This is a genomic window from Herbihabitans rhizosphaerae (assembly GCF_004216555.1).
GTDB lineage: Bacteria > Actinomycetota > Actinomycetes > Mycobacteriales > Pseudonocardiaceae > Herbihabitans > Herbihabitans rhizosphaerae.
In genome coordinates this window covers 339,962-363,995 of sequence record NZ_SGWQ01000002.1, presented here as the reverse complement: position 1 = coordinate 363,995, position 24,034 = coordinate 339,962, and the positions used below count along the sequence as shown (strand labels likewise).

At 69.5% G+C, this 24,034-nt stretch carries 26 protein-coding genes; 10 read left to right on the top strand and 16 right to left on the bottom strand.

Translation table 11 applies throughout. The features are described 5' to 3' along the window. Positions 1-14: 14 nt before the first annotated feature. Entirely contained in the window at positions 15-845 is an 831-nt protein-coding gene (locus EV193_RS07265; protein ID WP_130343226.1) for an NmrA family NAD(P)-binding protein, read from the bottom strand. A 92-nt stretch (positions 846-937) separates the two neighbouring features. Then, positions 938-2,818: an ABC transporter ATP-binding protein gene (locus tag EV193_RS07260; protein WP_165401275.1), complete on the bottom strand. Its 1,881-nt coding sequence runs from the start codon at positions 2,816-2,818 to the stop codon at positions 938-940. A gap of 75 nt (positions 2,819-2,893) precedes the next feature. On the opposite strand from EV193_RS07260, the gene EV193_RS07255 reads away from it, so the two are divergent. Next, positions 2,894-4,165, top strand: coding sequence for a glycosyltransferase 87 family protein (locus EV193_RS07255; protein WP_130343225.1), 1,272 nt, complete (start codon positions 2,894-2,896; stop codon positions 4,163-4,165). A gap of 42 nt (positions 4,166-4,207) precedes the next feature. Here EV193_RS07255 and EV193_RS07250 read toward each other — a convergent pair whose 3' ends face one another. Both EV193_RS07250 and EV193_RS07245 read right to left on the bottom strand, forming a co-directional pair. Beyond that, positions 4,208-4,417 (bottom strand): helix-turn-helix domain-containing protein, encoded by a 210-nt coding sequence (locus tag EV193_RS07250; RefSeq protein WP_130343224.1) that lies wholly within the window; start codon positions 4,415-4,417, stop codon positions 4,208-4,210. A gap of 198 nt (positions 4,418-4,615) precedes the next feature. Beyond that, complete coding sequence (locus tag EV193_RS07245) at positions 4,616-6,244, bottom strand: ABC-F family ATP-binding cassette domain-containing protein (protein WP_130343223.1); 1,629 nt, start codon at positions 6,242-6,244, stop codon at positions 4,616-4,618. Positions 6,245-6,394: 150 nt separating this feature from the next. Between EV193_RS07245 and EV193_RS07240 the strand changes: the two genes are divergently transcribed. Next, positions 6,395-7,165 carry an SDR family oxidoreductase gene (locus EV193_RS07240; protein WP_130343222.1) on the top strand — a complete coding sequence of 257 codons (771 nt, stop codon included), beginning with the start codon at positions 6,395-6,397 and terminating at the stop codon, positions 7,163-7,165. A gap of 4 nt (positions 7,166-7,169) precedes the next feature. After that, on the top strand, positions 7,170-7,823 hold the full coding sequence (locus EV193_RS07235) for a YdcF family protein (protein ID WP_242613193.1): 654 nt from the start codon (positions 7,170-7,172) through the stop codon (positions 7,821-7,823). A 3-nt stretch (positions 7,824-7,826) separates the two neighbouring features. On the opposite strand, the gene EV193_RS07230 is transcribed toward EV193_RS07235, so the two are convergent. Together EV193_RS07230 and EV193_RS07225 are read right to left on the bottom strand one after the other, a co-directional pair. Further along, positions 7,827-8,303: a hypothetical protein gene (locus EV193_RS07230; RefSeq protein WP_130343221.1), complete on the bottom strand. Its 477-nt coding sequence runs from the start codon at positions 8,301-8,303 to the stop codon at positions 7,827-7,829. A gap of 63 nt (positions 8,304-8,366) precedes the next feature. Further along, a complete protein-coding gene (locus EV193_RS07225; protein ID WP_130343220.1) occupies positions 8,367-9,038 on the bottom strand; it encodes an acVLRF1 family peptidyl-tRNA hydrolase in 672 nt (223 codons plus the stop codon). Between the two features lie 23 nt (positions 9,039-9,061). Between EV193_RS07225 and EV193_RS07220 the strand changes: the two genes are divergently transcribed. Both EV193_RS07220 and EV193_RS07215 read left to right on the top strand, forming a co-directional pair. Beyond that, positions 9,062-10,177, top strand: coding sequence for a lycopene cyclase family protein (locus EV193_RS07220; RefSeq protein ID WP_341273142.1), 1,116 nt, complete (start codon positions 9,062-9,064; stop codon positions 10,175-10,177). A 169-nt stretch (positions 10,178-10,346) separates the two neighbouring features. After that, entirely contained in the window at positions 10,347-12,074 is a 1,728-nt protein-coding gene (locus EV193_RS07215) for an EAL domain-containing protein (protein ID WP_130343218.1), read from the top strand. Here EV193_RS07215 and glmS read toward each other — a convergent pair. The 4 genes from glmS to EV193_RS07195 form a co-directional block, all read right to left on the bottom strand. Beyond that, positions 12,061-13,884 carry a glutamine--fructose-6-phosphate transaminase (isomerizing) gene (glmS, locus tag EV193_RS07210; protein ID WP_130343217.1) on the bottom strand — a complete coding sequence of 608 codons (1,824 nt, stop codon included), beginning with the start codon at positions 13,882-13,884 and terminating at the stop codon, positions 12,061-12,063. The two genes, EV193_RS07215 and glmS, sit on opposite strands and share 14 nt — an antisense overlap. 14 nt (positions 13,885-13,898) lie before the next feature. After that, a complete protein-coding gene (locus EV193_RS07205; RefSeq protein WP_130343645.1) occupies positions 13,899-14,156 on the bottom strand; it encodes a hypothetical protein in 258 nt (85 codons plus the stop codon). Between the two features lie 75 nt (positions 14,157-14,231). Continuing rightward, complete coding sequence (locus tag EV193_RS07200) at positions 14,232-14,876, bottom strand: response regulator (protein WP_130343216.1); 645 nt, start codon at positions 14,874-14,876, stop codon at positions 14,232-14,234. Then, positions 14,873-16,114 carry a sensor histidine kinase gene (locus EV193_RS07195; protein ID WP_242613192.1) on the bottom strand — a complete coding sequence of 414 codons (1,242 nt, stop codon included), beginning with the start codon at positions 16,112-16,114 and terminating at the stop codon, positions 14,873-14,875. Before EV193_RS07195 ends, EV193_RS07200 begins: the two co-directional genes overlap by 4 nt. A gap of 78 nt (positions 16,115-16,192) precedes the next feature. Here EV193_RS07195 and EV193_RS07190 point away from each other — a divergent pair, with 78 nt between their 5' ends. Then, positions 16,193-17,383, top strand: coding sequence for a neutral zinc metallopeptidase (locus EV193_RS07190; RefSeq protein WP_130343215.1), 1,191 nt, complete (start codon positions 16,193-16,195; stop codon positions 17,381-17,383). On the opposite strand, the gene EV193_RS07185 is transcribed toward EV193_RS07190, so the two are convergent. Further along, entirely contained in the window at positions 17,380-18,228 is an 849-nt protein-coding gene (locus EV193_RS07185) for a peptidoglycan-binding domain-containing protein (RefSeq protein ID WP_130343214.1), read from the bottom strand. The genes EV193_RS07190 and EV193_RS07185 overlap by 4 nt on opposite strands. A 126-nt stretch (positions 18,229-18,354) precedes the next feature. Between EV193_RS07185 and smpB the strand changes: the two genes are divergently transcribed. After that, complete coding sequence (gene smpB / locus EV193_RS07180; RefSeq protein ID WP_242613191.1) at positions 18,355-18,831, top strand: SsrA-binding protein SmpB; 477 nt, start codon at positions 18,355-18,357, stop codon at positions 18,829-18,831. On the opposite strand, the gene EV193_RS07175 is transcribed toward smpB, so the two are convergent. From EV193_RS07175 to EV193_RS07160, 4 genes are all read right to left on the bottom strand, one after another. Beyond that, entirely contained in the window at positions 18,815-19,663 is an 849-nt protein-coding gene (locus tag EV193_RS07175; protein WP_130343212.1) for a phosphotransferase, read from the bottom strand. The genes smpB and EV193_RS07175 overlap by 17 nt on opposite strands. An 8-nt stretch (positions 19,664-19,671) precedes the next feature. Then, positions 19,672-20,331, bottom strand: coding sequence for an AAA family ATPase (locus EV193_RS07170; protein WP_242613190.1), 660 nt, complete (start codon positions 20,329-20,331; stop codon positions 19,672-19,674). Positions 20,332-20,419: 88 nt separating this feature from the next. After that, a complete protein-coding gene (locus EV193_RS07165) occupies positions 20,420-21,217 on the bottom strand; it encodes a radical SAM/SPASM domain-containing protein (protein WP_130343210.1) in 798 nt (265 codons plus the stop codon). After that, positions 21,214-21,474 carry a hypothetical protein gene (locus EV193_RS07160; protein ID WP_130343209.1) on the bottom strand — a complete coding sequence of 87 codons (261 nt, stop codon included), beginning with the start codon at positions 21,472-21,474 and terminating at the stop codon, positions 21,214-21,216. The genes EV193_RS07165 and EV193_RS07160 overlap by 4 nt, the downstream gene beginning before the upstream one ends. A gap of 110 nt (positions 21,475-21,584) precedes the next feature. Here EV193_RS07160 and EV193_RS07155 point away from each other — a divergent pair, with 110 nt between their 5' ends. Genes EV193_RS07155 through EV193_RS07145 form a run of 3 tightly spaced genes read left to right on the top strand, consistent with a single transcriptional unit; the run spans position 21,585 to position 23,465 of the window. Continuing rightward, positions 21,585-22,457 (top strand): helix-turn-helix domain-containing protein, encoded by an 873-nt coding sequence (locus EV193_RS07155; RefSeq protein ID WP_130343208.1) that lies wholly within the window; start codon positions 21,585-21,587, stop codon positions 22,455-22,457. Next, the gene (locus EV193_RS07150) at positions 22,454-22,654 is read left to right on the top strand and encodes a DUF397 domain-containing protein (RefSeq protein WP_130343207.1); all 201 of its coding nucleotides are present in this window, start codon (positions 22,454-22,456) and stop codon (positions 22,652-22,654) included. Before EV193_RS07155 ends, EV193_RS07150 begins: the two co-directional genes overlap by 4 nt. 19 nt (positions 22,655-22,673) lie before the next feature. Then, the gene (locus EV193_RS07145) at positions 22,674-23,465 is read left to right on the top strand and encodes a class I SAM-dependent methyltransferase (protein ID WP_165401274.1); all 792 of its coding nucleotides are present in this window, start codon (positions 22,674-22,676) and stop codon (positions 23,463-23,465) included. Here EV193_RS07145 and EV193_RS07140 read toward each other — a convergent pair. Beyond that, the gene (locus tag EV193_RS07140) at positions 23,434-24,024 is read right to left on the bottom strand and encodes a LysE/ArgO family amino acid transporter (protein WP_130343205.1); all 591 of its coding nucleotides are present in this window, start codon (positions 24,022-24,024) and stop codon (positions 23,434-23,436) included. The two genes, EV193_RS07145 and EV193_RS07140, sit on opposite strands and share 32 nt — an antisense overlap. Between the last annotated feature and the right edge of the window lie 10 nt (positions 24,025-24,034).

Here is a 24,034-nt window from a genome sequence, read left to right as displayed (position 1 = left end):
AGTATGCCACTCGCTTAGCGGAACGACGCCGCATTTTCGGCCGCCCACTGGGCGAACGTGCGCGGCGGCCGGCCGGTGATCTGCTCGACCGTCGGCAGCACGGTCCTGCCGACGGTCGGCGTGTTGCCCCAGGCATCGATCAGGAACTCGACGAGGTCGGTGTGCATGCCGTCGCCGAGCCACTTCTCCCGTGCCTGCTCGGCGGTCAGCTCCACGAACTCGATCTCCCGCCCGACGGCGTCGCCGAGGATGCGGGCCTTGTTCTTGACGTCCAGTGCCTCCGGCCCGGTGATGAAGTACTCCTTCCCGCCGTGACCGCCGTCCAGCAGGATCTTGGCCGCGACCGCGCCGATGTCCCCCGGGTGCACCATCGCGCTGATCCGCTCGGGGAACGGTTCCCGGATCGGCTCCCCCGCGCTGACCGGCGCGGCCCACCACTGCAGCGTGTTGGACATGAACTCGACCGGGTGCACCATGGTCGTCTCGATCGCGCTGGCCGCCAACGCCTGCTCCAGCGACCCGTCTGCGCGCCCGCCGAGCACGGTCACCCGACGCACACCGGCACGCTCTGCCAACTCGACGATCTGCTCGCCCGTGGTCAGCGGCGCGTAGTCGTGTCCGGTGAAGTTGATGAAATGCACCGCGGTGACGCCGTCGAGCGCGTCGGCCAGCGTGTCCGGCGAGGCGAGATCGCCCCGGACGGCCTCCACTCCCTCGGGCAGCCCTGCCGTCTCCGGGTTACGAGTCAGCGCGCGAACCCGCAGGTCGGCGGGCCCGTGCTGGATCAACTGCTCGACCACGTTGCGGCCGACGGTTCCGGTGGCTCCAGTGACCAAGATGATCATCTGAGTGGTTCCTTTCAAGCTGGATCGGAATGTTCTGTTCCCACTATAGCAGAACGGAATGCTTCATTCCAATAGATCCAGCTGGACGGATCTCAGACCGCCGTCGTGGCCACCCGCTCGGCGAACTGCGTGGTGTAGAGGACCGCGTACCGGCCGTCGGCGGCGAGCAACTCGGCGTGCGTGCCGCGCTCCACGATCCGGCCGTCCTCCACCACCAGGATCTGGTCGGCCGCCCTGATCGTGGACAACCGGTGCGCGATCACCAGCGCGGTCCGCCCGTCCAGCGCGTTGGCCAGCGCCTCCTGCACGGCCGCCTCCGACTCGGAGTCCAGGTGCGCGGTCGCCTCGTCCAGGATCACCACGCGCGGCGCGGCCAGGAGCAGCCGGGCGATCGTCAACCGCTGCCGTTCACCGCCGGACAGCCGGTACCCGCGCTCCCCCACGACCGTGTCCAGGCCGTCCGGCAGCGACGCGATCAAGGCACCCAGCCGGGCCCGCTCGACCGCGTCGGCCAGCTCGGCTTCCGACGCGGATGGCCTGGCGTACAACAGGTTCGCGCGGATCGTGTCGTGGAACAGGTGCCCGTCCTGGGTCACCACGCCCACCGTGTCGCGCAGCGCGTCGAAGCTCAGATCCCGAACGTCCACATCGGACAGTCGAACAGCACCGGCGTCCACGTCGTACAGGCGTGGCACCAGCGAGGCGATCGTGGACTTGCCCGCACCCGACGACCCGACCAGTGCCACCATCTGACCCGGCTCGGCGCGGAAGCTCACACCGTGCAGCACCTCGCTGCCACCACGCTGGTCGAGCACCGACACCTCCTCCAGCGACGCCAGCGACACCTTGTCCGGCGACGGGTAGGCGAACCGCACGTCGTCGAACTCCACCGACACCGCACCGGCCGGCGCCGTCTTCGCGTCCGGCTTCTCCGTGATCATCGGCCGCAGGTCCAGCACCTCGAACACCCGCTCGAAGCTGACCAGCGCGGCCATCAGGTCCACCCGCGCGTTCGCGAGCTGGGTCAGCGGCGAGTACATCCGGGTGAGCAGCAGCGCCAGTGCCACGACCGTGCCCGCCTCGATCTGCCCGGTCAGCGCGAGGTAGCCGCCGAGCCCGTAGACCAGCGCCTGGGCGAGCTGCGACACCAGCGTCAGCCCGGTGAGGAACCACCGCGTCGCCATGGCGTTGCGCACCCCGATGTCGCGTACCCGCGCGGCCCGCTCGCCGAACTCGTCGACCTCCGCGCGCGGCCGCCCGAACAGCTTCACCAGAGTGGCACCCGGCGCGGAGAAGCGCTCGGTCATCTGCGTGGTCATCGACGCGTTCAGGCCGGCCGCCTCCCGCTGCAGCACGGCCATCTTGCGGCCCATCCGGCGAGTCGGCAGCACGAACACCGGCAGCAGCACCAGCGCGAGTGCGGTCACCTGCCAGGACAGTGTGAACATCACGCCGAGCGAGAGCACCAGCTGGATGCTGTTGGTGACGAAGCCGGACAGCGTCGAGGTGAATGCCCGCTGCGCGCCGATCACGTCGTTGTTCAGCCGGCTGACCAGCGCGCCGGTGCGGGTCCGCGTGAAGAACGCCACCGGCATCCGCTGCACGTGTCCGAACACCTCGCGCCGCAGGTCGTAGATCAGCCCCTCGCCGATGCGCGAGGACTGCCACCGCTCGGCCAGCCCCAGGCCGGCGTCCAGGATCGCGATGCCGGCGATCACGACCGCCAGCCACACCACGACCGACACGTCCCGGCCGCCCACGATCGCGTCCACCACCCGGCCGGCCAGCAGCGGCGTGCTCACCGCGAGAGCCGCCGACACCACGGTCATCAGCAGGAAGATCACCAGCATCGTGCGGTGTGGTCGGATGAACCGACCGATCCGCCGGATCGTGCCCTTGCGCACCGCGCGTTGCCCCTGCGACAACTCCGACGCGCTCATGGCCCCACGCATCAGGGCCCACTGTCCATCCACGGTGTACTCCTCACCTCGTACGGCGAGGTCAACACCCGGACGCCGGCGATGCTTCCCGATCGATAAGGTTCGGTCGTGGCCGAGGGATCGACGAAGCGCGTGTTGCTCCTCGACCTCGGTTTCTACGCCGTGTGTCTGACGTTCGCGGCGGCGAGCGCGGTGTGGTCGGAGTTCTACGGCTACCGGGTCTGGGGCAACCTCGCCACGGCCGCCTACCTGTTCGGCGTGCTGCACGCGGTATGGCTGATGATCGACTCGCGCGAGCACACCGGGTTCCTGACCCGCCTGCGATCACGCTGGACGCCGCTGGCCGCGGTCATGGTGCTCGGCATGCTCGTGCCGCTGGCGATCCTGGTGGTGCGCCGGCTCACCGGCGTGGACTGGCTGATCACCCCGATCTCGTGGGCCGCGCAGCCCGAGGTGTGGGTGATCGAGCGGTCGGCCGATCTACTGCTGCACACCGGCACGCCCTACGTGGACGTGAACACGCTCGGCCGGGCGGTCGAGGTGAACGACTACACGCCGTACGGCCCGGTGATGGCGATCTTCGGCCTGCCCCGCGCGATCTTCGGTGGCGGCGCGCTCACCGACGCGCGGCTGTACTTCGCGCTGGCCGCCGCGCTCTGTGTGGTGGCCGCGCTGAAGATCCTCGGCGCGCCGAAGATCCCGGTGCGCGCCGCACAGCTCGCGGTGGCGTGCCCGCTCACCGCGCTCACGTTCGCCGTCGCCGGGCCCGACCTGGCGATCATCGGCGCGCTCATCCTCGCCGGCGCGCTGGCCGCACGGCACCGCCCGGAGTGGGCGACGGTCGTGCTCGCCGTGGTGACCAGCATGAAGCTGACCGCCCTGCCCGCCGTCGGCGTGATCGCGTTCCTCGTGCTCGCCACCGGGGGCGCGCGCGTGTTCGCCCGCTGCGCCGCGATCTTCGTCGCCGTGTGCCTGGCCCTGAACGTGCCGGTACTGCTGGTCGACCCGGACGCCTACATCGAGCACGTGATCAGGTTCTGGCTGGGTATGGGCAAGATCAGCTCGCCGGCCGCGAGCCCATTCCCCGGCCACCTGATCGCCGAATCCGGACCGGCCGGGCACGCGGTCGCACTCGGCCTGCTCGGGGTCGCGGCCGTGACGATCCTGGCGTGGCTCGTCCGACGACCGCCGACCACGGGCTCGGACGCGATGATGCGCGCCGCGGTCAGCCTGGGCGCGGCCGCGTTGCTCACGCCCGCGACCCGGTTCGGCTACCTGGTCTACCCACTGACGCTGTTCGGGGCCGCGCTCACGTTCTCGGTGGCCGAGCAGGAACCGGCCCGTTCGGCCACCGACGAGCCACGGAGATCAGCGATGTAGCGTGGCCGTGTCTGGTGGACCATGGGTCCGCCAGACGCGGCCTCACTTCTTCTTCGTTCGCGTCGCTCCACCACGACCACGCAAGGTCACGCCGGATTCCGAGAGGACCCGGTGCACGAATCCGTAGGAACGACCGGTCGATTCCGCCAATGAGCGGATGCTCGCGCCCTTCTCGTACTTCTTCTTCAGGTCGGTAGCCAGCTTGTCGCGCGTGGCACCGGTGATCCGCGCGCCTTTCTTCAGGTCAGCCACGTTATCCGCCTTCCATCGCGAGAGCTGGGGCCACATTCGACCCCCACGAAGGCAATGATCGAACACGGAAGCCGGGAATGCCAGACGAGCACGCATAAATCATCAACTTCTCCCCCGCATGTACCACTGCGAGGGAGAAGTCGTACGCCGCCGGTGACAGCCGTGTGACGCTCCGATCCGCTTGTGTCGCAACGGATTTCAGGCCAACTGCACCAGATCCAGGTAGTCGGGCGACCAGTGATCCTCCGTGCCGTCCGGCAACAAGATCACCCGCTCGGGTTCCAGGGCTTCCACCGCGCCGGGATCATGTGTAACGAGGACGACCGCGCCCTCGTACCGGCGCAGCGCGTCCAGCACCTGCTCGCGGCTGGCCGGGTCGAGGTTGTTGGTCGGCTCGTCCAGCAGCAGCACGTTCGCCGCGCTGGACACCAGACCGGCCAGCGCCAGCCTGGTCTTCTCGCCGCCGGACAGCGTGCCGGCCGGCTGCTCCAACTGCTCGCCGGTGAACAGGAACGTGCCGAGCAGGTTCCGCAGCGTCTGCTCGGGCGTGTCCGGCGCGGCGTGCCGCACGTTGGCCCACACGCTCGCGTTGTGATCGAGCGTCTCGTGCTCCTGCGCGTAGTACCCGATCCGCAGGCCGTGGCCCGGTTCGACGGATCCGGAGTCGGACTCCTCCATGCTGCCGATCAGCCGCAGCAGGGTCGTCTTGCCGGCACCGTTGAGCCCCAGTACGACCACCCGCGAGCCGCGGTCGATGGCGAGATCGACTCCGGAGAACACCTCCAGCGAGCCGTAGCTCTTGGCCAACCCGCTCGCGGTGAGCGGAGTCTTGCCGCACGGCGCCGGCGACGGGAACCGGATCTTGGCCACCTTGTCGGACTGCCGGACGTCGTCAAGGCCGGACACCAGCCGCTCGGCGCGCTTGATCATGTTCTGCGCGGCGACCGCCTTCGTGGCCTTGGCGCGCATCTTGTCCGCCTGCGCCATCAGGGCGGACGCCTTCTTCTCCGCGTTGGCCCGCTCGCGGCGGCGGCGCTTCTCGTCGGAGGCGCGCGCGTCCAGGTAGCGCTGCCACCCCATGTTGTAGAGATCGACCTCGGCGCGCATGGCGTCCAGGAACCACACCTTGTTCACCACGTCGGCGAGCAGCTCCACGTCGTGGCTGATCACCACGAGCCCGCCGCTGTGCGACTTGAGGAACGTGCGCAACCAGGTGATCGAGTCGGCGTCCAGGTGGTTGGTCGGCTCGTCCAGCAGCAGGATCGTGCCGGACTTGCCGCCGGCACCCGCGTCGGACGCGGCGAACAGGATGCGGGCCAGTTCCACCCGGCGCCGCTGGCCACCGGACAGCGTGCGCAGCGGCTGGGCGAGGACCCGCTCGTGCAGGCCGAGGTTGCCGCAGATGCGCGCGGCCTCGCTCTCGGCCGCGTACCCGCCGAGGGAGGCGAACCGCTCCTCCAGCCGCCCGTACTTGCGCACCGCGTTGTCCCGCTGGCCGTCGTCGACCAGCTCGGCCATCGCGTTCTGCGCCTTCTCCATCTTGCGGGCGAGGTCGTCCAGGCCGCGCGCGGAGAGCACCCGGTCCTTGGCGGTCACGGAGAGATCGCCCTCACGCGGGTCCTGCGGCAGGTAGCCGACCTCGCCGGAGCGGCGCAGGTCGCCCGCGTACGGCTCGCCCTCACCGGCGAGTACCCGCAGAGTGGTGGTCTTGCCGGCGCCGTTGCGGCCGACGAGCCCGATTCGGTCGCCGGCCTGGACGCGCAGCGCGGTGTCGGACAGCAGAATGCGCGAGCCCGCGCGCAGCTCGAGGTCGTTCGCAGTGATCACAGAAGGCTCCGGGAAGGTGGTCGTGGACGCGGACCGTCTGCCCGCCTGTCGTGACCGGCGGGCCGATCCGCACCTCAGTCCGTACGAACGACCACGTGATCAGTGTACGCACCCGGTGCCACCGGTTTTGCGTCCGGCTACGGTGCCCCTGTGACCACCTCTCTCTTTGACGGCAAGACAGCGTTGATCACCGGCGCGAGCCGGGGCATCGGATACGGCATCGCGGCGGAGTTCGCCCGCGGCGGGGCGTCGATCGTGATCATGTCCCGCAAACCGGACGGGATCGCGGCGGCGGCGGACCAGCTGCGCGCCGAGGTGCCCGGCGCGAAGGTGCTGGGCTTCGCGGGCAACGCCGGGTCCGACGAGGACCGGCAGGCCGTGGTCGACACGGCGATCAAGGAATTCGGCAGCCTCGACGTGCTGGTCAACAACACCGGGATCAACCCGACGTTCGGGCCGCTGATGGAGGCCGATCTCGGTGCGGTGCGCAAGATCTTCGACGTGAACGTGGTCGCCGCGCTCGGGTTCACCCAGCTCGCCCATGCGGCGTGGATGGGCGAGCACGGCGGCGCGGTGGTCAACATCGCCTCGGTCGGCGGGCTGCGCTCCACCGGCGCGATCGCCGCCTACGGCGCGAGCAAGGCCGCGCTGATCCGGCTCACCGAGGAGCTGGCCTGGGAGCTCGGCCCCGGCATCCGGGTGAACGCGGTGGCGCCCGCGGTGGTGAAGACGAAGTTCGCCGAGGCGCTGTACGCGGAGCGCGAGGAGGAGAGCAGCGCGGGCTATCCGATGAAGCGGCTCGGTGTGCCGCAGGACGTGGCCGGTCTGGTGGCGTTCCTCGCGTCCGACGCCGCCTCCTGGATCACGGGCGAGACCGTGCGGGTGGACGGCGGGCTGCTGGCCACCGGCCAGCTCGCCTGACCCGGTGGGTGAGATCACCGAGCAGGACTGGACGGACACCCGGACGATCTGGGACTTCCATCTGCTCGGGCACGACATGATGCCCTGTGACGCGGCGATCGGGCTGGGCAGCCACGACCTCGGGGTCGCCACCCGTGCCGCCGAGCTGTACCGGTCGGGGCTGTTCCCGGTGCTGGTGTTCAGCGGTGCCAACAGCTCCACCACCGCGCTGCGATTCCCGCGCGGCGAAGCGGTCCACTACCGCCAGCACGCGCTCGAGCTCGGCGTGCCGGACAGTGCCATCCTGGTCGAACCCCGGGCCCGCAACACCGGTCAGAACATCGAGCTGTCCCGCGCCCTGCTGGCCGAGCGGGGGCTCACGCCGCGGTCGGTGCTGCTGATCTCCAAGCCGTACATGGAGCGCCGCGCGTTCGCCACGTGCCGCAAGGTGTGGCCCGAGGTGGGGATCGTGTGCGCCTCCGAACGGCTGACGCTGGACAACTACGTGCGGGCCATCGGCGACCAGAAGCTGGTCGTCGACATGGTGGTCGGCGACCTGCAGCGAGTGATCGAGTACCCGAGCCTCGGTTTCGCCGTCGAGCAGGACGTGCCGGCCACCGTCCTGGACGCGTACGCGCGTCTGGTGGCGGCCGGCTTCGACAGTCGAATCGTGCGGTAGACCTCAGCCTGGGGTCGGGCTCGGCGTGGGGCTGGGGGTGGGTGTGGCGGACGTCGGCGGCTGCTGCTCGTCGTGCGGCGACCGGCGATCCTGGTACGGCCCCCGCCTCGGCCAATAGTCGCGGTCTCCGTAGCCGCGGTCCCGGTAGCCCGGGCCGTAGCGCGGGTCCATCTTGCCCACGGCTGGCGCGTACCGGCGATCACGGTAGTCGTCGTCGCCGGAGGCGAAGCCGATGAAGAACCCGCCGAGTCCGCCGGCCACGAGCACCCCGCCGCCGATCGCGGCGGCCACCCACACCTTGACCTGCTTCGCCGGCTTGCGGGGTGCCGGGACCGCCGCGGCGGCCGGCGCACTCTCGACAACCGGCTCGGCCGGTGTCGCCTTCTCGGTCTTCTGCTGCTCGTTCACACTGTCTTCGACGGGCTCCCGCGCTGGTTCGTCTGACGGCTGATCAGTTGGTTCGTCTGGTTTGTCGCTCATGGTGCGAGTATGTCCAGCCTCCACTGAGACACCGCTGAGAATTGCCCCCGAGAATCGTGTGCGTTACGGCTCCCTGATCACGATCTCCACGCAGAACGCCCGGTGTGCCGCCTCGTCGAGCACGGTCCGCCTCGGCTCGGCCACGTCCAGCACTCGCGGCTCGGCCAACTTCGCGATCGGGGCCAGCCGGCGGTCGGCGAGCACCGTGTCGAGCGCGCGCCGGTCGCCGCCGAGCACCACCGCGTCAAGCTCGCGCACTCGCGGCAGTAGCACCTCGGCCACGTCGTCCGCGGCCGCCTCCAGCGCCTGGCGCGCCTGGCCGGCTCTGCGCCTGGCGAAGCGCTGCTGCGACCACCCGCCCGCGGCGCTGCGGCCCTGCACGTGCCGGCGGTCGGTCCTGGACGCGATCACCTTCCCGCCACGGGCCATACCGACGCTGTGCCCGCCGACCCTGGCCAGCACCAGCCCGACGGTGCGTTCCCGCACGAGGTGCTCGATAAACGGTTGCACAAAGAGACCCACCTGCTCACCGGGCTCGCCGGCCAGCGGCGCGAACGGGACGGCGATCGTCGCGGTGGCACCGTCGGCCGCCTCCACGCGCACCTCGTCCTGCCCGAGCACGGTCCGCGAGACACCCCCGTGGCGCTCGCCGAACCGGTCGAACCAGCCGGCGACCCGCTCCGGTTCGACCTCGACCGCCCTGCCGCCACCGGCGACCGCTCGCGTGCGTCCCACGGCGAACACCGTACGTTCGAGTGGTGGACGTGCTCGTCGTCGGTGCCGGTCCGGCCGGTCTCGCGCTCGCCTCCGCGTGCGCCACCGCAGGGCTGGACACGGCCGTGCTCGACCCGCGCCCGGAACGACAGTGGCGCGCGACCTACGGACTCTGGCGCGACGAGGTGCCCGATCTCTCGGACAACGTGCTCGCCGCGACCGCCACACGCACCCGCGCGTTCGCCGAGCACGAGCACGTGATCGACCGCGAGTACGCCGTACTGGACAACGCCGCCCTGCGCCGCCACCTGAGCCACCCCGCCGTCCGGATGATCACCGGAACGCTCGCCGGCTCGGACAGCGGGCCGCGCGGTGCCACCGCGACGCTGAGCACCGGCCGGCGCATCGCCGCCGGCGTGATCGCGAACTGTGCCGGCGCGCCTCGGACGACCCGCCCGCGCGCCGAGCAGAGCGCTTTCGGGCTGGTGCTTCCCGAGCGGGCGACGGAGCCGCTGCTGCCACCGGGCGAGGCGCTGTTCATGGACTGGCGCCCGGTCGCCGGACACGAGCTGCCCACCTTTCTCTACGCCGTGCCGCTCGGTGGCGGACACGTCCTGCTCGAGGAGACGTCGCTGGCCCACCGGCCGGGTGTCGCCGCGGAACCGTTGCGGCACAAGCTGTCCGCACGCCTGCGCGCGCACGGCGTCGACCCCGTGGAGGCCGTCGACCAGGAACGAGTGCGCTTCCCGGTACAGGTGCCGCTCCCCCGGCGCGGGCTCGCGTTCGGTGCCGCCGCCGCGATGGTCCACCCGGCGACCGGCTACAGCGTGGCGGCCGCACTGCGCACCGCCCCCGAGGTGGCCGCCACCCTCGCGGCCGAACTTCCCGGCGGTCCCGAGGCCGCCGTCCGAGCCGCCCGTGCGGCGGTATGGCCGAGGGCGGCGCGCCACACGCACGCCCTGCGCACGTGGGGGCTTCGCGCCGTGCTGTCGCTCGCGCCGCACCAGGTGCCGGCGTTCTTCGAGGTGTTCTTCCGGCTGCCGCCCGACCTCCAGCGCGCCTACCTGTCGGAGCGGGACTCGCCGACGGCGACAGCGGCCGCGATGACGCGTATGTTCACAGCAGCCCCGTGGCGGCTGCGGGCGTCGATGGTCCGGTAATCGCGCGACGAATTCGCGAGTAGCGTCACCGGTTGGCAATTCTTTCACTGCCGCCAGAGATTGGTACAGTCGTCCAATTCACCCACGGTTGATGACAACAGCCAAAATGGTGATGAAATCCATCTGACGTGGGTTAGCCGACCTGGGTATTACCGGGCAGGATGGCGGAGTGGACGAGTTCGCCGAGGTGACCTTCGCCTACCAGCCATTGCTGTCCACCCGCACCGGTGGTCTAGTAGCCGTAGAAGCGCTCGCCCGGCCCATCCGAGGCACCATCCATCACGTGCTGCGCCGAGCCCACCAGGCCGGCCGGCTGGTCGACGCCGACATCGCACTGGCCGCACGCGCGGTGGCCGAGTCGGCGAACGACGAGCGCAGGCTCCCCCTGCACCTCAACGTCCTGGCCGTTACCGCCACCCACGCCGAGGCACTCATCGACGCGCTCACCGAACCGATCCGGCGCACCGAACGCCGCCCGCGCGACATCGTGCTGGAGATCGGCGGGCCGTTCTTCCGGCTGCCCTACAAGGAGTTCACCGAGGGTGTCGCCACCCTGCGCGGCCATGGCTTCATGATCGCCTTCGACGGGCTGGGCGACGGTGACATGCCGCTGTCCCTGCTCGCCGAGGTCAGCCCGGAGATGGTGAAGCTGGACCACAGCGTGGTCGGCGGCGTGCCGGACGACCCCGGCGCGGTGGCCGTGGTGGAGGCGCTCGCGCTGATGGCCGAGCGCACCGGCATCCGGCTGGCCGCGGTCGGCGTGGAGTCCGAGGCACAGCTCGTGGCACTGAGCCGGCTCGGCGTCCGCGTCGCCCAGGGCGACCTGCTCGCCAGCGCCGCGCGGACCACGGACCCGACCACCGAGGACACCCACCCGTCGATCGACCTGTCCAAGTTGGACACGTCCACCACGGTGGTGCGCGGCACGACCGTCCCGCTGGTCGGCGACTTCCTGCACCCGCCGACCACCGCGCCGATCGTCGCCACCTCGGAGAAGGTGCGCGAGCTGTTCGCCGAGCACGACGAGATCAACGGCGTGGTGCTGCTCGACGAGCTCGACCGGCCGGTGAAGTCGGTGGACCGCAGCCGGTTCCTGATCGCCGTGACCGGGCCGTACGGGCACGCCCTGCACGCCAAGCGGGACGCGGCACGGCACGCCGATCAGCCGCGCGTGATCCGCGCCGACGCGACCGCACTGCAACTGCTGGAGCTGGTCGGCGACGCGGACTGGGAGCGCACCGGCGACGACGTGGTCGTGGTGGACGAGGTCGGCCGGTGCGTCGGCATCGTGCGGGTGACCGAGGTGGTGCGCGGGGTCGCCGAGTTGAAGATCGAGCAGGCCGCCGCGCTCAACCCGCTCACCCGGCTGCCCGGCACCGACTCGGTGGCCCGCGAGATCGACCGCCGGATCGGCGCGGACGAGATGTTCGTCGTGGCGTGGCTGGACATCGACTCGTTCAAGGCGGTCAACGACACGGTCGGGTTCGCGGCCGGCGACGACCTGATCCGCGCGGTCGGCCGCTCGCTGTCCGACGCCGAGGCGACCATGCCGGGCGTGCGGGTCGGGCACGTCGGCGGCGACGACTTCCTCATGGTGTGCGAGGTGGACGAGATCGCGTCTCTGGCGGCCGGGCTCGTGGACCGCGAGTGGTCCGTCGAGGGCAGGACGGTCAGCGTGTCGCTGGCGTCGCTGGTCTGCCGGGTCGGGTCGGTGACCTCGTTCCGCGAGGCGTCCCGGCTGCTGGCGCCGTTGAAGAAGCAGGCCAAGGCGGTGGCCGGATCGAGCTGGGTGTCCGGCCGGCCGGGCTCGGACCGTTCGGACGTGCTGCGCGGCCGCGCGGCCCGGCCGAACCCGAACGGACACCGGATTCCGGCGCCCGCGCTCACTCGACCGTGACGCTCTTGGCCAGGTTGCGCGGCTTGTCGATGTCCCGGCCGAGTGCCGCCGCCACGTGATATGCCAAGAGCTGCAAGGGAATCGTCAGCAGGATCGGGTCCAGCTCCGGCTCGGTGCGCGGGCAGCGCAGCACCGCGTCGGCGAGCCCGTCTGGCAACTCCGCGTTGGTCACCGCGATCACCGGCCCGCCGCGCGCCTTGATCTGCTCGATCGTGCTGACGTTCTTGGCCAGCAGCTCGTCGTCGGGCACGATCACCACGCTCGGCATGTCCGGGTCGATCAACGCGAGCGGCCCGTGCTTCAACTCGGAGGCCTGGTACGCCTCGGCGTGCACGTAGGAGATCTCCTTGAGCTTCTGCGCACCTTCGCGAGCCACCGGCCAGCCGCGCACCCGCCCGATGAAGAACATGTTCCGCGCCGCGGCGAACCGGGCCGCGACCTCGGCGATCTCCGCCTCGCGGGCGAGCGTCTCGTCGATCTTGTCCGGCAGTTCGCGCAGCCCGTTGACGATCCGCGAACCATCCATTGTGGACAGATCGCGGACCCGGCCGAGTACCACCGCCAGCATCGCGAAGGACACCGACATGTTGGTCAGCGCCTTGGTCGAGGCGACCGCCACCTCCGGTCCGGCGTGCAGGAACATGCCGCGCCCGCACTCTCGCCCGATCGCGCTGCCGACCACGTTCACCGCGCCGAGTACGTTGCCGCCCTTGCGTTTCAGCTCCGACACCGCGGCCAGCGTGTCCAGCGTCTCCCCCGACTGGCTCACCGCGATGTACAGCGTGTCCGACTCCACCACGGGGTTGCGGTACCGGAACTCCGAGGCCGGCTCGGCGTCCGACGGCACCCTGGCGAGTTGCTCCACCAGCGCCGCGCCGAGCTGACCCGCGTAGTACGCCGAGCCGCAGCCGAGGAACTTCACCCGCCGGATCGCGCGCAGCTCGCGGGCGTCCATGCCGAGACCGCCGAGCCGCGCGGTGGCGAACCGCTCGTCCAGCCGCCCGCGCAGCGCGCGCCGCACCGCCTCGGGCTGCTCGGCGATCTCCTTGCGCATGTAGTCGTCGAACTCGCCCAGCTCGTAGTCCTCGGCGGCGGCGTCCACCGTGGTCGGCGCCTTCTCCGTGCGGCGGGCTTCCAGCGTGCTGGTGGTGTAACCGCCGGCGCGGACGGTGGCCAGCTCGCCGTCGTCCAGGTACACCACCCGCTGCGTGTGCTGCACCAGCGCGGCGACGTCGGAGGCGACGTACATCTGACCGTCGGCCACGCCCAGCACGATCGGGCTGCCGTTACGTGCGACCACCAGCTCGTCGGGCCGCTTGGTGTCCACCACGACGATCCCGTAGGTGCCCTCGACCCGGCGCAGCGCGGCGCGCACGGCGTCCTCCAGCGAGCCCGCCTCGGCCAGTTCGGCCGCCACCAGGTGCACGATCGCCTCGGTGTCGGTCTCCGAGGTGAGCGGCACGCCGTCGGCCGCGAGCTGGGCCCGCAACTGCTCGGCGTTCTCGATGATTCCGTTGTGCACCAACGCGATCCGGCCGTCGGTGTCGGTGTGCGGGTGCGCGTTCACGTCGGTGACCTCGCCGTGGGTCGCCCACCGGGTGTGCCCGATGCCGACCGGTGCCGGCGCCGCGTCACCCACGCGTTCGCGCAGATCGGCGACCCGGCCGGCGGCCTTGGTCACCTTCATGCGGCCGCGCCGCACGACGGCGATCCCGGCCGAGTCGTAGCCCCGGTACTCCAGCCGGTGCAGCCCCTCCAGCAGGACCGGCAGCGCGTTGCCCGATCCCACGTAGGCGACGATTCCGCACATGACGCTCCCCTTGTTCAGCCGTAGACGATGCGGCGCAGTTGCCGCTCGGACAGTTCCGGCGCGCTCACCGGACGCGCGGCCAGCTCGGTGCTGATCGCGTCCCAGATCTGGGCGTTGCGCCACTGCTGCCGTTTCAGCTCGGTGTGCCGGCGGCGGACGAACTGCTCGACCGTCTCGCCGAAGTAGCCGATCACGTCGGCGATCACCCGCGCGGCGACCGCGGGCGGCAGCGCGGTGGACGCCACCACATGCCGCACCAGGTCCGCCGGGATCTCCTCCACGACGTGGACTCTCACAGCCGGAGGCCCGGTTCGGCAACTTTCCTGCCCGAATCCGGGCAGGACCCGTCAGCTCGGCGTCACGAATCCCGACTCGTAGGCCATGATCACGGCCTGAGTGCGGTCCCTGGCGTGCAGCTTGCCCAGCACGTTGCCGACGTGCGTCTTCACCGTCTGCACGCCGAGCACCAGCTTCTCGGCGATCTCGGTGTTGGACAGCCCGGCCGTCATCAGCCGCAACACCTCCCGCTCGCGCTCGGTCAGCCCGGCCTGCTCCAGCCCGGCCCGGCCACGCGAGCCGTGCGCGGCGGCCAGCCCACGGATCGCCTCGGGAAACAGCAGCGACTCGCCCCGCGCGACCAGCCGGATCGCGGACACGATCTCGTCCGGAGGGGTGCGCTTGAGCAGAAACCCGCTCGCGCCGGCACGCAGCGCGTCGTAGACGTAGTCGTCGTTGCCGAACGTGGTGATCACGATGATCTTGGGCGGCTCCGGCACGTTCCGCACGACGTGCTTGGTGGCCGTGATCCCGTCGACCGCCGGCATTCGGACGTCCATCAGCACCACGTCCGGCCGGTGCTTGGCGATCAGCGGCGGCACCGACGCGCCGTCGCCAGTCTCCGCGACCACGGCGAGGTCCTCCTCGGCGTCGATGATCGCCCGCAGCCCCACCCTGATCAGGTCCTCGTCGTCGACCAGCAAAACATTGATCATGCCCACTCCATCGTCAGCGGGATCGCGACCGAAACCCGCCACTCCCCGTCCGTCTCGCCTGCTTCGAACCGCCCGCTGAGCACGGTCACGCGCTCCCGCATGCCACCCAGCCCGCGCCCGCCGCCGGCCGTGTTCTCCTTGTGCGACAGCGGATTCACCACGTCCAGTCGCAGTTCGCCGATGTCCACCGTCAGCCGCAGCGTGACCGGCACCCTACCGGCGTGCTTGGCCGCGTTGGTCAGGCATTCCTGCGCGATCCGGTACGCCTCGCGGGACACCGCCGGCGGCACGGCGCCGATGTCACCGTCCACAGTGGACTCGACCGGGACGCCGGCCGCGCGGGTGCGCTCCAGCAGGTCGTCCAGGTCGGCCAGCGTACGGGTCGGCGCGGTGTCACGCGGCTCGTCCGACTCGGCACGCAGCACGCCGAGCACGTGATCGAGATCGGCGAGCGCGCCGCGGGCCGACTCCTCGATCGCGGTCAGCGCGGTGCGCACGAACTCCCGGTCGCCGTCGAGTACCCGGGACGCGGCGCTGGCCTGGATGGTCACGATGCTCAACGCGTGCCCGACCGAGTCGTGCAGCTCGCGCGCCAGCCGGTTGCGCTGCGCGAGCCGCTCGGCCTGCCGCCGCACCTCGGCCAGTCGCTCCGTGGCGGTCGGCCCGAGCAGGAACGGCGCGATCCTGATCAACAGCGAGGACGCCACCAGCACCAGCGCGACGAGCCCGGCGAGCACCGCCACGCCGAGCAGCGGCAGCCAGGCGCCGGCCCAGCCCTTGGTGACCGTCCACGAGGAACCCAGCAGCGAGACCCGCCCGGTGAACGGCGCCGGCACCAGCACGACCGCGACCGGTGGCACGGTCAGCGTCAGAACGCTGACCACGCCGCCGAGCAGCAGATGGGTGGCGAACCAGCCGGCCGAACGCCACCGCGCCGGCCAGGTCAGCGGACCACGCTCGCCCGCCGCCGGCACCCGCTCGCCCAACAGCTCGCGCGCCGCCGTCGCCTCCACCAGCCGCACCGCCGGAATGAACGACACCAGCACCAGTACGCAGAACAGCAATACGAGCAGCACCAGCGACAGCACCGGCGTCGCCTCGCTCCCGGCCGGCAGCGTCAGCGGCACCATGAAGATCGCCAGCAGCACGAACGGCACCAGCAGCGCCCCGCCCATGATCAGGTAAGCCCACCGCCGGTACGTCGACGGGCTGATCAGGGGGCCGAGCACGGTGCGCACACGGTGATCCTCGCAGAGGCGCGCTCCGCATCGCGCGAGTAACGTCTCGTGTGCACACGGGGATCATGGCGAGGTGGGATGACGACACCCGACGACGACGAGCCGGAAGTCACACAGCGGGTGAACGTTCCGGACCCTTCGTCCGACGAGACCCAGACGGTGTCGATCAACCCGCCGTCCAACGAGGACACTCAGCGCATTCCGGGCGGGCCGGACGAGCAGACCCAGCGAGTGCCGCCGTCGGACCTGACCCAGCCCGTGACGCCGTACGCGCCGATGGATCAGCCGGTGGAGGCGCCACAGCCGTGGTACCCGCCGTCGAATACCAGCGGGTTCGGGCCGGTGTACGCGCCGGAGCCGAAGCACGGACCGTCCGGCCGGCGGATCGCCGCGATCGTCCTCGCCGTGATCGGGGTGCTGGGTGTCGCCGGGCTGATCGTCTGGGCGGTGCTTCGTGGCGCGGACGACGACAACGCGCAGCCGCAGCCGGCACCGCCGCCCGCCACGACCGAGGAGTCGACCCCCTCGCTCGCCCCGCTGCCGACCACCGAGGTCCCGATCACCACGACCGTGCTCCCCACCACGGTCGCGCCGCCGACGACCACACCGGCCGCGCCTCCGGTCAACCCCTTGCAGACGCTGGCGGCGCACCCGCTGTCCACCGCGTCGGTCGCGATGTCACCGCTGGCCTGCCCGCTCCCCCGGTTCAACCCGGACGACCAGCCGCCGTTCCACCAGGCCGGCAAGACATGCGCGGACGCGGCGTGGCGCCCGGTGCTGGCCTCGGCCGGGCTCCCGGCGGCCACCGTGAACCTGGTGATCGTCCAAAGTGGACAGCCGACGGAAGCGTGCGGCACTCCGTTGAAGCCGACCGACCCGCCGCGCGTGTGCCGGGCGACGGTGTACCTGTCACCGACCTACCTGCGCGACGTCGAGGGCAACGGCCGCTTCCCCGGCCGGTACTTCGCCGTGCTGCTGCGCGAGTACGCGCACGCCGTGCAGGAGGCCAGCGGGTTGACCGCCGCGTATCTGACCGCGAAGGCGCAGGGCGGCCAGCCGGCGGATCTGGAGCGCCGGTACCGCCTGCAGGCCACCTGCATGGCCGGGATCACCGCCGGCGCGATGCAGAACCAGGGCGCGGTGGACGCCAACATCACCCGTGAGATCCGCGACCGTCTGTCCACTATGGACGCTCCAGCGGACGCGAAGAGCTGGCTGGACAAGGGTTTCCAGTCCCGCCAGCTCTCCGCGTGCAACACCTGGAACTAGCCGCGCTTGTACTGTTCCCACCAGGTGAAGGGGACGCGGTACTCCTGTGGGGTGTTGTCGGGCGCGTGGCTGGCCAGGCCGTTGCGGCCGGCGTGGTAGTCGGCCACCTGCGCGGCCGCCTCCACGTGCACGTCGGTGTCGGCCACCGCGATCGCGTGGATGTGGTACGGCCAGTTGGCCTGATCCGGGGTGCGCAACCAGGCCGCGAAGCCCACCTGTCGCAGCGCCTTCACGGTCTCCCAGCGCTGAGTGGTGCTGAGACTCTCGGCCGCGATGTCCACCGCGCCGCCGCCGTTGTGCGTGCAGGACGACGCGCCGGAGCACGGCCGGTACGAACCCTGCGTCACGTCGATGCCCCAGCTCAGCTTGCCATCGGCCTCGGTCAGCATGTCGGACGTGCGCTTGTTGACCGTGTGCCCGTCGTGGGTGGTCTGACCGCCGACGTCGATCTTGCGGTCGATGGTGAACCGGCCCTCGCCGAGCTTGGCCAGCGAACCCGGCCCGGGAATCCCGTTGGCGCCGTTGCCCGAGTGGCCGAGGCTCTTCTGCCACGCCGAGTAGGCGCCGCGGGTCTCCGAGCCGAACCAGCCGTCCACCTTCGTCTCGTGCCCCTTGGCCTTCAGCGCCTCCTGCACGACCTTGACGCTGTCGTCGCCGGGCAGATCGGTCTGCCCGAGGGTGGGCTCGACGTGCGCCTGCACGACCACCCGTTCCATGTCGACCGCGGGCGCGGCGTTCGCCTGGTCGGGAGCACCGGTCGCGGCGGTCGCGCCAGCAGTGATCACCCCGACGACGAGCGCGACGGGGAGCAGGATGCGGAGCGCACCCAGCTTGCTCGTACTCATCTGTCACCTCCGTGTTGTTCACGGACCATGTTCGAGGAACAACCTTGGCGAGAAACACCGCCAATTGGAAGACTTTCCACCATCGACATCCGCGGTTCACCGAGTGCGGGCACTAGTGTCGAACGGGTGGGAAAGCGAGGCACACCAGGTGTGATCGCGTCGAACCGTCGCGCGCGGCACGACTACACGATCCTGGACACCTACGAGGCGGGCATCGCGCTGGCCGGCACCGAGGTGAAGAGCCTGCGGCTCGGGCGCGCGTCGCTGGCCGACGCGTTCGCGATCGTGGACGGCGGCGAGGTCTGGCTGCACGGGCTGCACATCGCCGAGTACGCCTACGGCTCGTGGACCAACCACGCGCCACGCCGCACCCGCAAGCTCCTGCTGCACCGCAAGGAGATCGACAAGATCGCCGGCCGCATCGCGGACAGCGGGCTGACCCTGGTGCCGATGGCGCTGTACTTCGCCAACGGGTACGTCAAGGTGGAGCTGGCATTGGCCAAGGGCAAGCGGACCTGGGACAAACGGCAGGCGATCGCCAAACGCGACGCCGAGCGGCAGATGGCGCGCGGCATCGGCTGGCAACTCAAGGGCCGGGCATAGGCTGACCGGGATCGCCGAGGAGCGACCGCGCGTGGTTGGCAAGGGGTTCGACGAGGTCCGGATGCTCTCCGCGTCGAGCGCGGTGCGACAACCGAGCGATGACGTAGAGCTGGGCGACTTGACCGGCCGGCGAATCGAGCACATCAGCGAAAACATCGTGCAACGCACGGGCCGTGGATGGGGCCAACAAGCTGTAGCAGTACAACGTCGCCGCATCGGTTCCGGCTGGCGCTCTCCCCCAGTGCTCCCAGTCGACAATGCCCAATCGCGGACGGAACAGGTTCCCCCAGTGAAGATCACCATGGGCGGTCTCCCACTGCTCGACCTTGATGTTGACGTGTTCTCCGAATGCGGCATGAACGCGCTGGTCCACTTTGTTCTGATCAACGTTGACGCGCCCGGTCGGCGTCCGAGACAGGACAGAGAGCGCACGCCGCAACTGTGACCACCATTGCGAAGACAATGGAATGTCCGTACGTAACACATCCGTCGAAGAACACGGCCGGCCAGGCAATCGCGTCATCAATTCGGCCCGCTGTCTGCGATGCTCGTCCCATTCAAACGACGCGAGCACGATTGGCTTTGGTATGTCTATGATGTTGTTAGAGTCGCGGTTACCTTTCCAGAAGTCCAGGTGAACCCATTTTGGGTCCTCGGAGACCACCCGTAGCCACCGGTCCGCGCCGCCCTTTCGCACCGCGACACTGATCGATCGGTCCAGCCATCCGAACACCGGCTGTCCGCTGACGGTCACCCCGAAATGTTTGGCCGCCCTGGTCAGATTGTCGCGCATCCAATCGCGAAACTCCGCGTCGGCCTCGTCGGACGTCATATCGGAGGTCACGGGACAAGATGGCGAAGATAGAAGGACGGATCGTTCATGTAGCGCCGCCAGTTGGCCACGATCTCAAGCTGGTCCCAGTTAGCCGAACGAAAGCCGTGGTCACCAATCTCGATTATCTCAGCGTCCGGCGTGGACGCCAGAATCGGCGAGTGGGTAGCACAAATTACCTGCGCTCCACTGCGGCCGAGTCGATGCATCAAGCCCACCAGTTGGAGACAGGATTGGAACGACAGCGCCGCTTCCGGCTCATCCATCAGATAGAGTCCAGGCTCTCGGAACATTGAGTCGAAAACAGTGAGGAATCCTTCGCCATGGCTCATCGACGAAGTGTCCTCGTCCCAGTACCCCGCCATTCCGCTGACGACCTCCATGAATCCGAAGGCCGTCTCGGCGCGGAGAAAGTATCCCTTCTTCTTGCCACGCGGACCGCCTCGTTGCCGGGCGCCCTCCGCGGTCGAGTCCAGGGTCAGCACTTGACCCAAAAGCGTTTTCGGCCGATCATTTCCGTACTTTCTACCAGCCCGCCCGCCGCGGGAGTCCAGCCCGTACGCTTCGGCGAACGCTTCGATCAACGTCGACTTACCGGAGCCATTCTCCCCGACCAGAAAGGTGATTGGCTTCGAGAACGACATGCCGCTCTCGATCAATTCGGCCACGCACGGCACGTCAAACGGCCAACTCCGCTCCGCCGCCGCGAGGGGCTCATGCACGCGCGCACGGTGAACCAGCATTGGACTCCCTCGGTCAGTACTCGGTCGGAACACACGGAGCCGAGCGAACCCTACGGTCGAAGTGAGCCACGAGATGCTCGCTGGTGTCGATCATCGCTGACCCAGTAATGATCTCGGACAACAACGCCTGTCGCACATTGCCTACCGACAGCCAGCGCGAGAACACGCACGGCCAGACTGAACCGTCTGGCGCGATGGCAATTTGTCCTCGCCCGCAGTTGCCGCATAGCTGCTCGACGCCGGATGTCTGGCCACGCGCGCCACGTCCGACCTGACGGGCACGATCGATTCCAATCTCACGTACACCGAGCGCGGCCAACTCCTCGTATGCCCCCTCGATACCCTGACCGTCCTTGACGTCGATCAAGCCCACCCGCAATGGAATGGATCGGCGCAATGCCTCGACGATGTTGCGTCTGGTCCGAACGTGGCTGCTCGCGTGTCGTGTGATCGCGGCATGCTCGGCGGCATCGACGCTGTAGTAGCTGGTCGCCAATCGCACACCCGGTCGCGCGAAGACTTCCCATAGCTGGGACGATATGTGCACGAGGTTGCTGAACACCTCCACCTCCAGGCCGACTTCCAGCGCGTGGTTCACCAGATCTGGAAGAGAACGATGCAGTGTCGGTTCACCGCCGATGAACTGCACCATCCGGCCACCAAGTCGAGAAACCTCAGTGATCACTCGTGTCCAATCGCTCGGCGACATCGAGCCATCCGTCCCGCTCGGCCCGGAACTGGCGTAGCAGTGACCGCACCGCAGTTGACATTTCCCGGTGATCTCCAGCCAGGCGAACCGCAGCTCGTTCACGAGGGTTTTCCTTGTGCCTCAACGGGTTCGTCACCGGACTCGCCGTCCTCCACCTGAAGGTCGCCGACCGCTTGGCCGGCCAGGGAGATCAGCACTTCGAGGTTGCTCCGGCCGAGGGTCAGTACGTAGTCGCGATCGTGTCCAAAGTAGAGGGTGGCCTGATCGTTGAGGTGGTCGACGTCGTAGGACACCGATACGCCCTCGGCCATCTCCACCCAGGACTCCACGGACACTTCGGCGTGGCGGTACAGAGCCATTGTTGTTCCTCCCGATAAGGTTAGCCCGACTGTCGGAGGAAGACTAGGCCGACTGTCGGGCATAGCGCAAACGTCCGATCGGGTGACGTCGTTGATCTGGAGGTTGAACGGTGGGGCAGGCACGTCCGACATTCGAGCGCCGGCAACTGGGACTCACCCTGCGCCGGCTCCGCGACGAAGCCGGAAAGACCCAGCAGGCGGCCGCCGACGCGGTGGGCAAGGTCCGGTCACGGATCATCGAACTGGAGGACGGCAAGGCGACCATCAGCCAGGAAGACCTGGCGAAGCTGCTCGACTGCTACGACGTGACCGGCGAGGAGCGATCCACCGTGCTCGAGTTGGGCGCCCAGGCCCGACACCGCCAGAAGCGCCGGGTGTACGTGGATCATCTGCCCGACGCCTACCAGCGGTTCGCCGATCTGGAGGCCAGCGCCACCGAGATCAACTGGTTCGAGACCGGGATCATCCCCGGCTTGCTGCAGTCCCCGCTGTACATGAAGGCGATCTTGGCCGAGTGCGAGGGCGTGTGGTGGGAGCCGTCGACGCAGGAGGGCGAGGATCGGCTCGCCTTCCGGATCGAGCGCCAGCGCCGGTTGCTCGATCCACCCGACCAGCGCATCGTGCGCATCGTCGTCACCGAGGACGCGTTGCGCGCGAACATGGGCAGCACCGAGGCCATGCGCGAGCAACTACGCCACATCCTGGCCCTGTTCAAGGAAAACCGGGACCTCACCGTGCGCGTGCTGCCTAACGACACGTACGGGAATCCGGTCCGCGGCACCGGACTCTGGTACTTCGGCTTCGGTGACCGTGCCACGCCGGTCGGCTACTCCCCAGCGGTGCCGGGTCCGGCCATCTACTACGACGACGAGGCGGACACCACGGCCATGTCGCGGGCGTTCTATCGCGTCTGGGAACTCGCGTTGAGCCGTGTAGAGTCGAGGAGGTTCATTGAGCGGGTTGAGAAAGAGCTATTTGAATGACTTTCGTGGTTCATGACACCGGCTGGTTCAAGAGCACCCGCAGCGCAGGCGCGAGCGAAGGCTGCGTCGAGGTTCGGATCACCGACCGGTTCGTCGGGGTGCGGGACTCGAAGGACCCGACCGGGCCGGCCTTCTCCTTCGCACCCGAACAGTGGCACGCGTTCGTCGGCTCGGTCACGCCAGGCGCGCCGGCCTAGCCGCCACATGTCGGCGCCGGTGCGGAAGCTCAGCTCGTACTACTCCTCGATCGCCGGTGTGTACCGAGACCACTGGGCGGACGCGCTCCAGCCGACCAACCTCGACCTGCTGACGCGACTGCCGCTGCGGGACGCCCGGACCGTGCTCGACCTCGGCAGCGGCGTCGGCCTGCTACTCCCGGCGTTGCGGGACGCGGCCCCCTCCGCGGTCGTCGTCGCGGCCGACCGGTCCGAGGGCATGCTGCGCGCCGGACCTCCCGGCTATCGGCGTGCGGTGGCCGACGCCACCGAACTCCCTTTCGCCGCAAGGGTTTTCGACGTCGTGGCGATGCCGTTCATGCTGTTCCACATACCGGAGCCGGTGCGGGCGCTGGCCGAGGTGCGCCGGGTGCTGCGGGACGGCGGCACGATCGGTTTGACCGTGTGGGGCGTGGATCCCGGGTTTCCGGCGATGGAGGTCTGGAACGAGGTCCTCACCGAACACGGCGTTCCGGAGGAACCGCCGCTGGTGGCCATGCACGAGCTGATGGACACCCCGGACAAGCTGTGTGGACTGCTCGCCGAGGCGCGATTCGACGAGATCGAGGCGGACTACGTGCCGTGGTCGTTCACACCGACCGCCGAGGAGTTCATCGCGCTGCGGTCGACGTTCGGCGCCGAGCACCGGCGGCTCGCGCACCTGACACCCGACGCACGCGAGGCCGTGCTCACCAAGGCCGCCGAGCGGCTCGGCGTCCTCGACGCCGACGACTTCGCCTTCCGCTCCACGGTGATCGGGGCTACCGCGCGACGAGCGACACCGCGATCGTGACCATCACGACGGCCACCACCGCGTCCATGCCGCGCCACACCGCCGGCCGCGCCAGGACGTCGGCGAGCGACCTCGAGCCGTAGCCGATCCCGCCGAACCACAGCCAACTGCCGATCGCGGAGCCCACGCCGAACCACCACTTGTCCGCACCCCAGGAGTTGGCCACCGAGCCGAGCATCAGCAGGTCCAGGTGCACGTGCGGGTTCAGCCAGGTCAGCGCGAGGCAGGTGAGCACGACCGTGGTGCCGCCGGTCGCGACACTCAGGTTCACAGTGGACGGTCGGTACGCACGCCAGGCGGCGAACATGCCGTAGCACAGCAGGAAGGCCGCGCCAGTAAAGCGGAGCACGGTCATCGCCGACGGCCATTGGGCGACCAGCGCGCCGATGCCGGCGGTGGCCACCACGACCAGCACCATGTCGGACAGCGCGCAGATCGCCACGACGAGGGTGACCTTGTCGCGCCTGATTCCTTGGCGGATCACGAACGCGTTCTGCGCGCCGATCACCATGAGTTGGGAGATTCCGACTCCGAGTCCCGCTACCGCTGCTGTCAACATGCTTCGACGC